Source organism: Nocardia sp. CDC160, assembly GCF_035818795.1.
Lineage (GTDB): Bacteria > Actinomycetota > Actinomycetes > Mycobacteriales > Mycobacteriaceae > Nocardia.
Genome location: NZ_JAYKYT010000003.1, coordinates 53371 through 65301 on the forward strand (window position 1 = coordinate 53371; position 11931 = coordinate 65301).

The 11931-nt window shown below is 68.6% G+C and carries 10 protein-coding genes; 2 read left to right on the forward strand and 8 right to left on the reverse strand.

The window, feature by feature from the left end:
* Positions 1-107 precede the first annotated feature (107 nt).
* From VMT40_RS14820 to VMT40_RS14845, 6 genes are all read right to left on the reverse strand, one after another.
* On the reverse strand, positions 108-1076 hold the full coding sequence (locus VMT40_RS14820; RefSeq protein ID WP_326358685.1) for an aldo/keto reductase: 969 nt from the start codon (positions 1074-1076) through the stop codon (positions 108-110).
* A complete protein-coding gene (locus VMT40_RS14825) occupies positions 1057-1383 on the reverse strand; it encodes an L-rhamnose mutarotase (RefSeq protein ID WP_326358686.1) in 327 nt (108 codons plus the stop codon). Before VMT40_RS14825 ends, VMT40_RS14820 begins: the two co-directional genes overlap by 20 nt.
* A gap of 1 nt (position 1384) precedes the next feature.
* The gene (locus VMT40_RS14830) at positions 1385-2425 is read right to left on the reverse strand and encodes an ABC transporter permease (protein ID WP_326358688.1); all 1041 of its coding nucleotides are present in this window, start codon (positions 2423-2425) and stop codon (positions 1385-1387) included.
* 20 nt (positions 2426-2445) lie between these two features.
* Positions 2446-3963 carry a sugar ABC transporter ATP-binding protein gene (locus VMT40_RS14835; RefSeq protein ID WP_326358689.1) on the reverse strand — a complete coding sequence of 506 codons (1518 nt, stop codon included), beginning with the start codon at positions 3961-3963 and terminating at the stop codon, positions 2446-2448.
* Positions 3964-4032: 69 nt separating this feature from the next.
* Positions 4033-5130, reverse strand: coding sequence for a sugar ABC transporter substrate-binding protein (locus VMT40_RS14840; RefSeq protein WP_326358691.1), 1098 nt, complete (start codon positions 5128-5130; stop codon positions 4033-4035).
* On the reverse strand, positions 5127-6479 hold the full coding sequence (locus VMT40_RS14845) for an enolase C-terminal domain-like protein (RefSeq protein WP_326358693.1): 1353 nt from the start codon (positions 6477-6479) through the stop codon (positions 5127-5129). The genes VMT40_RS14840 and VMT40_RS14845 overlap by 4 nt, the downstream gene beginning before the upstream one ends.
* A gap of 173 nt (positions 6480-6652) precedes the next feature.
* Between VMT40_RS14845 and VMT40_RS14850 the strand changes: the two genes are divergently transcribed.
* Together VMT40_RS14850 and VMT40_RS14855 are read left to right on the forward strand one after the other, a co-directional pair.
* Positions 6653-7432, forward strand: coding sequence for an SDR family NAD(P)-dependent oxidoreductase (locus tag VMT40_RS14850; RefSeq protein ID WP_326358694.1), 780 nt, complete (start codon positions 6653-6655; stop codon positions 7430-7432).
* Positions 7433-7465: 33 nt separating this feature from the next.
* Positions 7466-8698 (forward strand): alpha-hydroxy acid oxidase, encoded by a 1233-nt coding sequence (locus tag VMT40_RS14855; protein WP_326358695.1) that lies wholly within the window; start codon positions 7466-7468, stop codon positions 8696-8698.
* A gap of 73 nt (positions 8699-8771) precedes the next feature.
* Here VMT40_RS14855 and VMT40_RS14860 read toward each other — a convergent pair whose 3' ends face one another.
* Together VMT40_RS14860 and VMT40_RS14865 are read right to left on the reverse strand one after the other, a co-directional pair.
* Positions 8772-10112: a glutamine synthetase family protein gene (locus VMT40_RS14860; RefSeq protein WP_326307321.1), complete on the reverse strand. Its 1341-nt coding sequence runs from the start codon at positions 10110-10112 to the stop codon at positions 8772-8774.
* A gap of 209 nt (positions 10113-10321) precedes the next feature.
* Positions 10322-11854: an alpha/beta hydrolase gene (locus VMT40_RS14865; protein ID WP_442789984.1), complete on the reverse strand. Its 1533-nt coding sequence runs from the start codon at positions 11852-11854 to the stop codon at positions 10322-10324.
* Between the last annotated feature and the right edge of the window lie 77 nt (positions 11855-11931).

Sequence of the window (11931 nt, forward strand, 5' to 3'; positions counted from 1 at the left end):
CGGGCGGACACAGCCGATTCGGCTCCGACCGACCCTACCGGTTGGGCGCGAGTGGACACGGCCGGTTGGGCGCGGGTAGGCGCTGCCGGGCGCATCCCGGCCTGCGGTCACGCGCATCCCAGGTCGCGCCAGAGTTGTTCGGGCACGGGCGTATTCAGCATCGTGATGCTGTCGGTGATCTCGGCGGCGGTGCCCGCGCCCAGGACGGTGGCGGTGACCGCGGGGTGGCGGCGGGGGAACTGCAGGGCGGCGGCCCGCAGCGGAACGCCGTGCTCGGCGCAGAGCCGGGCCATGGCCCGGGCGCGGGCGAGGACCGGTTCGTCGGCGTCGCGGTAGTCGAAGGTGGTGTGGCGCAGGGGATCCGCGAGAATTCCGCTGTTGAGGACGCCGCCGACCAGCACCGCGATGCCGCGGCGCGCGCATTCGGGCAGCAGTTCGGCCTCGGCGCGCCGGTCGAGCAGGGTGTAGCGACCGGCGATGAGCACACAGTCGATCGGGGCCTCGCGCACGAAGCGCAGCGCGGTGTCGACCGTATTGACACCCACGCCGATTCCGGCGGTCAGTCCCTGCTCACGCATCCGGATCATTTCCGGCACGGCCGATTTCAGCGCCTGTTCCAGATGGTCCTCGGGGTCGTGCACGAGCAGCATGTCCACGTGGTCGAGGCCCAGCCGCAGCAGTGAATCCGTCAGCGACGCCCGCACGCCGCAGGCCGAATAGTCCCGTCGCCGTGACCGTTTCGGAGCCCCGTAGAACCCGTCCGTGCCGTCCACGGCTCGTGGATCCTCACTCAGCAGCCGACCGACCTTGGTGCACACCCAGTAGTCGGACCGCTCCCGGCCGCGGAGGAACGGCCGCAGCCGCTCCTCCCCCAACCCCGCCCCGTAGTGCGGCGCGGTATCGAACGCGCGAATTCCCGTCTGCCAGGCGGTGTTCAGCGCCGCGCGCGCGGCGGCCGTCGGCACCGGCCGGAACAATCCCGCGTATCCCGCCCCGCCGAGCACGATGCCGGGCAGACCGGGAATCGTGATGGTCGCGGACCGGGCGGCGAACCGGCTACGCATCGCCCGGCTCATGCGCGAGCTCCCAGACCACCGGAAGTCCGGCGTCACCGTCCGAATAGTCGTGCGGCACAGCGAGAAACGTCGCCATGTGTCGCTGCCACTCGATGTTCACCGGCAGTCCGGCGAGCTCGCCGAGCAGTTTGTCGTAGCTCTCGCAGTCGATGACGTGGAACAGGTCCGTCCCGCTGCGCCAGATCGTCCACTCGGTGGCACCGGCCGCGCGGATGGCGGCCACGAGTTCCGCGGGCACCGCCCGGTGCGCGGCCTCGTACTCGGCTTCGCTGCCGGGTTTCAGCCTGGTGTGCAAGGCGATTCGCATATCACTCCTGTCGGCGCCCACCGGCGATCCGGGTGATGACGAGCGCCACCAGGATGAGCGCGCCATTGATGAACTTCAGCGAGTCCGCGCTGACCCCGCCGTAGGACAGCAGCTTCTGGATGAGGGTGAGAATGGTGATGCCGAAGAACGCGCCCAGCACCGATCCGCGCCCGCCATTGAGCGACACCCCGCCGATCACGCAGGCGGCGAAGACATTGAAGATCATGCCGTCGCCCTGGCTGACCTGGACGCTGGCGAACTGCCCGGTGTAGATCAGCCCGCCGATCGCGGCCAGCCCGCTCGCGATCACCAGCACCGCGATGACGACACGGTCGGTGCGGATGCCCGCCGCCCGCGCCGCCGCCTCGTTACCGCCCACGGCGTACAGCGCCCGGCCAGCGGTCGTGTAATTCAGCACCAGATACCCGATCGCGAACAGCAACAGGCACACGACGATGTTCACCGGCACCCCGGCCACCCGCGTATTGCCCAGCCACTCCACCGAATCCGGAATCTTGGTGAGCGTAAACCCGCCCGTGAGGAAGGTGAGCAGCCCGCGCAGCGCGATCAACATGGCCAGCGTCACGATGAATCCATTGAGCCCGAACCGCACGATGAGCAGCCCGTTGACCACACCCACCGCCAGTCCCGTGAGCAGCGCGAGCGGAATGGTCATCCACGGCGAAGCCCACGTGAACGCACCAACTTTGGAAGTGCCCATGGTCACCCAAATAGCCACGCCCGGCGCGAGCCCAAAGGTCGACTCCAGCGACAGATCCATCCGCCCCACCACCAACACCAACACCTCGGCCAGCACCAGCAGCGAGATCCCACTCATGGTGGTCAGCACATTCACCAGGTTGTCGTGCGACACGAAGCTGTGGTTGATGAAATACCCGACCACCAGCACCAACAGAATCGGCGGCACCAGCAACAAATCGCGAAACGCACTCCACCGCACCACCCTTCGCGTCCTCATGGTCGACCCGGCGGTGGTCTGGGCAGGCGGGGTATTGACGGCGGGGGCCGGGGTGTCGGTCATTGATTCAGGTCTGCTCGCGCTCACATCAATCCCTCCATGGCTGCGACGAGTTCCCTGTCGCTCCAGCCTTTTCCGAATTCGCCGGTCACGGTGCCCTGCACCATGACCAGCACGCGGTCGCAGTCACGTAGGTCGTCGAGCTCGTCGGACACCACGAGGATGGCGGTGCCGCGGTCGGCGGCGGCTCGGACGACCGCACGCAGTGTTTGTTTGGAGCGCACGTCCACTCCGGCGGTGGGGGTGATGAGGACCAGCACCTTCGGGGTGGTGGCGAGGGCGCGGGCGAAGACCACCTTCTGCTGGTTGCCGCCGGAGAGTTCGGCGATGCCCTGTCCGGGGCTGTCGGCTTTGATGTCGAGATCGGCTATCGCGGTGCGTACCAGCGTGTCTCGGGTGCGCCGGGACAGCAGACCGAGGCGGCCCAGGCGGCGCGGCACGGTGAGGGTGGCGTTGTCGGCCACGCTCATCGACAGGACCAGGCCCTCGTCGTGGCGGTCGCGGGGCACGAAGCCGATGCCCGCGGCCAGGGCGGCCGGAACTCCGCCACGACGCAGCGTGCGCCCGCCGGAGCGCACGGAACCGGCGGTGGCGGGACGCAATCCGACGATGGTCTCCGCGACCTCGACGCGCCCGCTGGAACCGCCGCCCGCTAGGCCGACCATCTCCCCCGGCCGCACCTCGAAGCTGACATCGGCGAATTCGCCGGGCCGGGTGAGCTTTTCGACTGCCAGCACCAGCGGTGCGGCCGTATCCGCGGGCGAGCGCGGGACCGCCCGATCCAGCTCCGCCGATTCGCCGGTCATGGCGGCGATCAATTCCCGCTTGCCGAGCTCGGCCACCGGCGCGGTGACAATGTGCCGCGCGTCCCGGAAAACCGTGACGTCGGAACAGATTTCGTAGGTTTCGTCCAGGTGATGCGAGATGAACAGGAACGTCACGCCCTGGTGCTGCAGATCCCGCATGCGCTCGAAGAGCCTGCGGATGGCCGGACCGTCCAATTGCGCGGTCGGCTCGTCCAGAATGATGAACCGCGCCCCGTAGGACAGCGAGCGCGCGATCTCCACCAGCTGCCGGTGCTCCACCGACAGGTCGCGAGCGGGTGTGTCCTCCGCGATCGGCACCGACCAGGTGTCCAGCAGCTCCCGCGCGCGGGCACGCACGGTGCGCCAGTGCACGATTCGGCCGCCGAAGCCCTGCCGGTTGATGAACAGGTTCTCCGCCACCGTCAGGTCCGGAATGATGGTCGAGTGCTGGTAGACGCACGCCACCCGGGCCCGCCAGGCATCGCGGTCGCCGGGTGGTGGCGCGGGCCTGCCGCCGAAGCGCACCTGCCCCTCATCGGCGGGTGCGATTCCGGTCAGGATCGACACCAGCGTCGACTTGCCCGCGCCATTGCGGCCGACCAGTGCGTGGGTCCGGCCCGCCGTCACCCGCAAGCCGACCCGGTCCAGGGCGACGGTGCGACCGAACCGTTTGGAGACCCCGATCGCCTCGGCCACCGCCGCCGAATCCGCTTCGGACACCGTCGTTTCCGTCATCGTTCCCATTGCTTCCGCCATCGGTGTCACTGCTCCGCCATCAGGTGTCACTGCTCCGCCGTCGAGGCCTCAGTGCCCCCGGCCCCACAGCCCGGGATCGGTGCTCGCGACGGTGACCATGTCCCCGACCTTGCCGCCGGTCTTGGTCACCACCGGCGCGGGCAGCTGGTCCTCGAGTTGGCCGTTGACGCCGGTGTCGACGATGACCGAGCCGTGGTCGGTGGGCCCCGGCGCGAACTTCTTCCCGTCGGTCGCCGCCTTGGCGTAATAGACCGCGTACTGCGCGTAGAGATCCGCGGGCTGGGAGACGGTGGCGTCGATATCACCGTTGTCGATGGCGTCCAGTTCGGCCTTGATGCCATCGTTGGACACGATCGTGATGTGGCCCGGCTGACCGGCTTTCACCAGTTTGTTCGTGCGCTTGAGCAGGGCCAGGGTGGGTTGCAGGAACGCGCCGCCCGCCTGCATGTAGATGCCGTTGATATCCGGATCGGTGAGCAGCTTGTCCTGCAGACCCGAGACCGCCCGATCGCCCTTCCAGTCGGTGGGGATCTCGATCACCTTGATGCCGGGGTAGCGCGTGCGCATGCAGTCGGCGAAGGCCTGAGAGCGGTCGCGGCCATTGATCGAGCTCAGATCGCCTTGGAACTCCGCCACTTTGCCCGCGCCGTGCAGGGTTTCGCCGAGATAGATACAGGCGTTGGTGCCGTAGGCGCGATTGTCCGCGCGCACCACCATGTAGGCACCACCCGCGTCGGGCCGGGTGTCCACGCTGACCACCGGCACGTTCTTGGCGGCCGCCGCGCTCAGCGCCGGTTTCACCGCGGCGGTGTCCTGCGGCGCCATGATGAGCGCCTTCACGTTCTTGGCCAGCAGTGTGTCCACATTCGATTTGAGCCGATTGGCGTCATTGTCGGAGCTGGTGTTCTCCAGCTTCACCCCGGCGCTCGCGGCCTTGGGCCCGAGGTATCCGGCATAGGCGCTCCAGAAGTCGGTGTCGGAGCGGGGCTGGTCGGCTCCGACCAGCACCCCGTCGGCCGCGCCGTTGCCGACATTCACCGCGGCGGGCGCGCCGGAGCCGCCGCCGGTCGATTCGCGGGAACAGGCCGCCGCGACGGCCAGCACGAGGGCGGCGGCCAAGGCCACGCCGAGGATCTTGGTGTTCATGAGTTTTCGAGCTCCTTCGCCGAAACCTGTGCTGTGGGTGCGAATTCGACCGCGGCCCGCCAGGCCGCGCCGGTGGGATAGAGGTAGTCGCGCAGCGTCTCGGGCCGCATCTCGGCGCTGAAACCCGGTGCGCGCGGGGCGAGATAGCGACCGTCGGCCACCCGCACCGGGTCGAGGAAGTGCTCGTGCAGGTGGTCCACGAATTCGATCGCGCGCCCGGACATGGTGCCGGAGATGGCCACGTAGTCGAGCATCGCGAGGTGCTGCACGAGTTCGCACAGCCCCACCCCGCCCGCGTGCGGAACCACCGGGACACCGAACTTGGCCGCCAGCAACAGGATCGCCAGATTCTCGTTGACCCCGCCGACCCGGGTGGCGTCGATCTGCAGGATGTCCACGGCGCCCGCCTGGAGCAGCTGCTTGAACAGGATGCGGTTCTGCCCGTGTTCGCCGGTGGAGATGGGCGTCCCGGCGACGCGGCGGCGGATCTCCGCGTGGCCCAGAATGTCGTCGGGGCTGGTGGGCTCCTCCACCCAGGCCAGGTCGGCGGGCGCGAGCCGCGAAATCCATTCCGCCGCTTCGTCGACGCCCCAGCGCTGGTTGGCGTCCACGGCCAGACCGATGCCCGGACCTACCGCGTCGCGGGCGATCTTCACCCGGCGCAGGTCCTCGTCCACATCGCGACCCACCTTGATCTTGATGGTGCGAAACCCGTCCGCCACGGCCGCGCGGGCCAGCCGGGCCAGCTTGTCGTCGGAGTAGCCGAGCCAGCCCGCCGAGGTGGTGTAGGCCGGGTATCCGGCGGCCAGCAGATGGGCCATGCGCTCGGCCCGGCCGGGCTCGGCGCGGCGCAGGAGGTCCAGCGCCTCGGCCGGTGCGAGCGCGTCGGTGAGGTAGCGGAAGTCGATCAGATCGACGATCTTCTCCGGGGACATCTCGGAGATCAACTGCCACACCGGTTTCCGGGCGTACTTGGCGGCCAGGTCCCAGGCGGCGTTGACGACCGCGCCGATCGCCATGTGCATCACGCCCTTTTCCGGTCCCAGCCAGCGCAATTGGGAATCACCGGTGAGAGCGCGCGCGAATCCGCCCAGGTCGCCGATGATCTCGTCGACCCGGCGGCCCACCACCAGGTGCGCGAGCGCCTCGATCGCGACCCGCTGCACGTCGTTGCCGCGGCCGATGGTGAACACGAATCCGTGCCCGTCCGGGCCGTTCGGATCGTCGGTGCGCAGGATCGCGTAGGCGGCCGAATAGTCCGGGTCCGGATTCATCGCGTCCGAGCCATCCAGTTGCGTCGAGGTGGGGAACCGGACATCGTGGGTGTCCAACGCCGTGATTCGTACCATGCGGTTTCCCATCTGCCAGTGATCTGGATCACGACTATACATCCGATGTCTAGATGCGCAATGGGTTCGGAAGAACTCGAATCACGGCCAATATAAGCAATATTCGAGCGACCCTGAGGCCCGCGCTGCTAGCGTCGAGGAGTCAAACATCGGAGCAATAGCGTGAGGTTGCCATGGATCACCCGGAGCTCGACGGACTGGCCGCGGTCGTGACCGGAGGCGGCTCGGGCATCGGGGCGGCGGTGACCGCCGCCTTTCGCGCGGCGGGCGCGCGCGTCGCGGTGCTCGACCTGAACCCGGGTCCCGCCGTACCCGACGGCCTCGCCCTGAATTGCGATGTGGCCGACGATGATTCGGTGCGCGCGGCGATCGCCGCCGCCGTGGCCGCCTTCGGTCGCCTCGATATCGTGGTCAACAATGCGGGCATCGGGGCGCAGGGCACCGTCGAGGACACCACCGACGCCGAGTGGCGGCACGTCCTCGAGGTGAATGTGCTGGGCGCGGTGCGGGTTTCGCGCGCCGCCCTGCCGCACCTGCGCCGCTCCCCCGCCGCCGCCATCGTGCACACCTGTTCCATCGCCGCCACCACCGGCCTGCCCGATCGTGTCGCCTACAGCGCCAGCAAGGGTGCGATCCTGGCCCTCACCCGCGCCATGGCCGCCGACCATCTCGTCGAGGGCATCCGCGTCAACTGCGTCAACCCCGGTACCGTCGACACACCCTGGGTCCAGCGGCTGCTGGCCGCCGCCGACGATCCGGCCGCCGAATTGGCCGCCCTGCGCGCCCGCCAACCCCACGGCCGCCTGGTGACCGCCGAGGAGGTGGCGGCCGCGGTGCTCTATCTGGCGAGTCCGCGCGCATCCTCCACCGCCGGAACGATGTTGGAGGTCGATGGCGGCATGCACTCGCTGCGCTTGCGCCCGGCCCCGGTCGCGGAAAGCATCGAACGGTGACAGCAGCTATCGAGTGACAGAAGGTATCGACAGATGACCGAACGCCGCATACCGAAGGTCCGGGACCTGGCGCCCTTGCTGAAGTTCGAGCGTCCGTTCGGCGGCCGGGCCCGCAAACTCGAACGCGCGCAGACCATCTGGGACCTGCGCGAACTCGCCCGCAAGCGCACACCCAGGGTCGCCTTCGACTACACCGACGGTGCCGCCGACGCCGAACTCTCCCTCGCCCGGGCCCGGCAAGCCTTCCGCGACATCGAGTTTCGACCGGAGATCCTGCGCAATGTGGCCGACACCGATACGGGCGTCACCGTCCTCGGCGAGCGGGCGGCGCTACCCTTCGGCATCGCGCCCACCGGCTTCACCCGCATGATGCACACCGAAGGCGAGATCGCGGGCGCGCGCGCCGCGCAGCGGGCCGGAATCCCGTTCACCCTGTCCACCATGGGCACCACCGCCATCGAGGACGTCGCGGCCGCAACGAGTTCCGGTGCGCGCAACTGGTTCCAGCTCTACATGTGGAAGGACCGGGACCGGTCCATCGCCCTGGTCGAGCGGGCCGCCAAGGCCGGATTCGACACCCTGGTCGTCACCGTCGACGTGCCGGTGTCGGGCAATCGGCTGCGCGATCTGCGCAACGGCATGACCGTCCCGCCCTCGATCACGGTCACCGGCGCCCTCGACGCGCTCCGAAAGCCTTGGTGGTGGTGGGATTTCCTGACCACCGAACCGCTCGCCTTCGCCTCCCTGGACCGCTGGTCCGGCACCGTCGCCGAACTGCTGGACGCCATGTTCGACCCCACCCTCGATTTCGACGATCTGGCCTGGGTACGGGCGCAGTGGCCCGGCCGCGTGCTGGTCAAGGGCGTGCAGACGGTGGACGACGCCAAACGGCTGGCCGGGCTGGGCGTGGACGGCATCGTGCTGTCCAATCACGGTGGCCGCCAACTGGATCGGGCCCCGGTGCCCCTGCACCTGCTGCCCCGGGTGGTCCGGGAGGTCGGCGACGACCTGGAGATCCACCTCGACACCGGCATCACGCACGGTGCCGACATCGCCGCCGCGCTGGCCCTGGGCGCGCGTTTCACCCTCATCGGCCGCGCCTACCTCTACGGGCTGATGGCGGGTGGCGAGGCCGGGGTGGACCGGGCCATCGAGATTCTGCGGACCCAGCTCGTGCGCACCATGAAACTGCTCGGGGTCGGCTCGGTCGAGGAGCTCGAACCCCGGCACGTCCGCCTGCTGGAGCGCTACCGCACGGTGGAGTGAGCAGCCCGAATCCGCCGCAACGCGAACGGGCCACGCGCGCCGCAGCGAGCGTGGCCCGTTCGGGTGCAAGCGATTACAGCCCCAGGTATTCCTTGAGCTCGTAGGGCGTCACCTGGTTGCGGTAGCCCGCCCATTCGCGGCGCTTGTTGCGCAGGAAGAAGTCGAAGACGTGCTCGCCGAGGGTTTCGGCGACCAGTTCGGACTTCTCCATGGCCTTGAGCGCCTCGTCGAGCGAAGCGGGCAGCTCGCGGAAGCCCATGGCGCGACGCTCGGCGGCGGTCAGCGACCACACGTCGTCCTCGGCCTCCGGGGGCAGCGTGTAGCCCTTCTCGATGCCCTGCAGGCCCGCGGCGAGGAGCACCGCGAAGGCCAGGTACGGGTTGCAGGCACTGTCGGGGCTACGGATCTCCACGCGGCGCGAGGCCGACTTGTTCGGCGTGTACATCGGAACGCGCACCAGCGCAGAGCGATTCGAGCGACCCCAGGAGGCGGCCGTGGGGGCCTCGCCGCCGTGCACCAGACGCTTGTAGGAGTTCACCCACTGGTTGGTGACCGCGGAGATCTCGTGCGCGTGCTCGAGAATGCCCGCGATGAACGCCCGCGCGGTCTCCGACAGGTTGATCGGGTCGTCCGGGTCGGCGAAGGCGTTCTGCTCGCCCTCGAACAGCGACATGTGGGTGTGCATGGCCGAACCCGGGTGGTCGGCGAACGGCTTGGGCATGAACGACGCCCGCACGCCCTCGTCGATGGCCACTTCCTTGATCAGGTAGCGGAAGGTCATGACGTTGTCGGCCATGGACAGCGCGTCCGCGTAGCGCAGGTCGATCTCCTGCTGGCCCGGCGCGCCCTCGTGGTGGCTGAATTCCACGGAGATGCCCATGGATTCCAGCGAGTCGATGGCGTGGCGGCGGAAGTTCGGGGCCTCGTCGTGCACGGCCTGATCGAAGAAGCCGCCATTGTCGGCCGGGACCGGGGTCGAGCCGTCGTGCGGGCCCGGCTTCAACAGGAAGAACTCGATCTCCGGGTGCACGTAGCAGCTGAAGCCGAGGTCACCGGCCTTGTTCAGCTGCCGCCGCAGCACGTGGCGCGGATCGGCCCAGGACGGCGAACCGTCCGGCATGGCGATGTCGCAGAACATGCGTGCGGAGTGCTGATGACCCTTCGACGTGGACCACGGCAGCACCTGGAAGGTGGACGGATCCGGCTTGGCCACCATGTCCGCCTCGGAGACCCGGGCAAACCCCTCGATGGCCGAACCGTCGAATCCGATGCCCTCCTCGAACGCGCCCTCCAGCTCGGCGGGCGCGATCGCGACGGACTTGAGATAGCCCAGGACATCGGTGAACCAGAGCCGCACGAATCGAATATCCCGCTCTTCGAGCGTGCGGAGGACGAATTCCTTCTGACGGTCCATGACCGCGACTGTAGGGGCCGGGAGTTAAATCCGTGTTACATGAGGAATCCAACTCTCGGAGCTCTCAGGGGCTTCGCCCCCGAACCCCCTCGAGATCTCAGGGGCTGCGCCCCTCAAACCCCCTCGAGGGCTCGGGGGCTCGGGTCCCCGAACCTCCCAGGAGACCCGGGACCCCGGGCCCCGAAATCCCAATCGGCCCGGGCGATTCGTCAGCAGGTGAGGCCCTGGGCGGGCTCCTTCAGGTCGATGAGGTAGGCGATGACCGGGTCGTCTACGCAGGCCTTGCCCTGCAGGGACACCGTGTGCTGGGTGCCCTTGAAGGTGATCAGGCTGGCGCCCAGTTGTTGGGCCAGGTCGACACCGGCCTGGTAGGGGGTGGCCGGGTCGTCGGTGGTGGAGATGACCACGGTTTTGGGGAGGCCCTTGATCGAAAGGACGTGGGGGGAGCTGGTGTTCGGGACCGGCCAGAAGGCGCACAGTTCCAGGGGCGCGGCGTTGCTGGAGTGGCCGTCGTCGAGGAAGGGGGCGACGCGGCGGTAGTCGGCGTCCTGCTTGGCCGCGACGGCGCGGTCGGTGATCGGCGGATCGTCCACGCAGCGAATGGCGTTGAAGGCGTCGGAGCTGTTGTCGTAGGAGCCGTCGTCGTGGCGGCCGTCGTACATGTCGGCCAGCGCGAGCAGGGTGTCACCGCTGCCCTGGGCCAGTTCGCGCAGGCCCTTGGTGAGGGCGGGCCACAGCCGCACCGAGTAGAGGGTCTGTTGGACGCCGGTGATGGCGTCGCCGTAGTGCAGTCCGCGCGGGTCCTGGGTGGGCACCGGCTTGTCCCACAGCGGATCGACCAGGGCGCGGAACTTCTTGACCGCCTGCGTCGGATCGTCGCCGAGCGGGCAGTTGGTCTTCTCCTTCTCGGCGCAGTTCGCGGCGTAGTTGTCGAACGCCTTCTGGAAGCTGGCCGCCTGCGCGAGGGATTCCTTGAGCGGATCCTGGTCCGGCTTGAGCGCGCCGTCAAGCACGAGCGCGCGCACGTGGTCGGGGAACTTCTCGGCGTAGGCGTAGCCGAGGCGGGTGCCGTAGGAGTAGCCGAGGTAGGTCAGTTTCGAGTCACCCAGCGCCGCCCGGATGACATCCATGTCCTGCACGACCTCGCGGGTGCCGACGTGGGCGAGGAACTCCTTGCCGGTGCGCTCGACGCACTTGTTGGCGAAGTCCTTGTTCTCGGCCTCGGCCGCGGCGATGCCCGCGGGCGAGTTGTCTTTGTTCGGCTCGGCGCGCTGGGCGTCGTCCTCGGCGGCGGTCATGCATTGGATGGCGGGCTGGGACGCGCCGACGCCGCGCGGGTCGAAGCCGATCCGGTCGAAGCGCTCGGCCAGTTGGGTGCCGTCGCCCTGGCCGACCATGCTCAGGCCGGTCACGCCCGGGCCACCCGGGTTGAACAGCAGCGATCCGATCTTGTTACCGGAGGCCTTGATTCGCGAGATGGCGATCTTCGCCGTCGCGCCATTGGGATTCGCGTAGTCCACCGGCACGGTGACGCGGGTGCACTCGACGCCCTTGGGCAGCTGGTCGTCATCGCTCTGGATGTAGTCCGCGCAGCTGCCCCACTGCAGGGTCTGGTTGTAGAAGGACTCCATTCCCACCGGAGCACTCGAGGTCGGGTTGCCGTCCACCACACTGGTGCACGCAGCCGCGGTCATCGCCAATGTCGTGGCAAGAAGCACGACCCGGCCGGTTCGCATACGCATGACACGATCGTGCCATCCCACCGAAAACACCCTCGCACCCCTTCCGGCGCCCATATATCTCTCCGTTTACATCGCGG

Coding starts and splice junctions, on each gene's coding strand:
- VMT40_RS14850 (WP_326358694.1), top strand. CDS start 6,653: ATGGATCACCCGGAGCTCGACGGACTGGCCGCGGTCGTGACCGGAGGC.
- VMT40_RS14835 (WP_326358689.1), bottom strand. CDS start 3,963: ATGACGGAAACGACGGTGTCCGAAGCGGATTCGGCGGCGGTGGCCGAG.
- VMT40_RS14830 (WP_326358688.1), bottom strand. CDS start 2,425: ATGACCGACACCCCGGCCCCCGCCGTCAATACCCCGCCTGCCCAGACC.
- VMT40_RS14825 (WP_326358686.1), bottom strand. CDS start 1,383: ATGCGAATCGCCTTGCACACCAGGCTGAAACCCGGCAGCGAAGCCGAG.
- VMT40_RS14845 (WP_326358693.1), bottom strand. CDS start 6,479: ATGGTACGAATCACGGCGTTGGACACCCACGATGTCCGGTTCCCCACC.
- VMT40_RS14860 (WP_326307321.1), bottom strand. CDS start 10,112: ATGGACCGTCAGAAGGAATTCGTCCTCCGCACGCTCGAAGAGCGGGAT.
- VMT40_RS14855 (WP_326358695.1), top strand. CDS start 7,466: ATGACCGAACGCCGCATACCGAAGGTCCGGGACCTGGCGCCCTTGCTG.
- VMT40_RS14865 (WP_442789984.1), bottom strand. CDS start 11,854: ATGCGTATGCGAACCGGCCGGGTCGTGCTTCTTGCCACGACATTGGCG.
- VMT40_RS14840 (WP_326358691.1), bottom strand. CDS start 5,130: ATGAACACCAAGATCCTCGGCGTGGCCTTGGCCGCCGCCCTCGTGCTG.
- VMT40_RS14820 (WP_326358685.1), bottom strand. CDS start 1,076: ATGAGCCGGGCGATGCGTAGCCGGTTCGCCGCCCGGTCCGCGACCATC.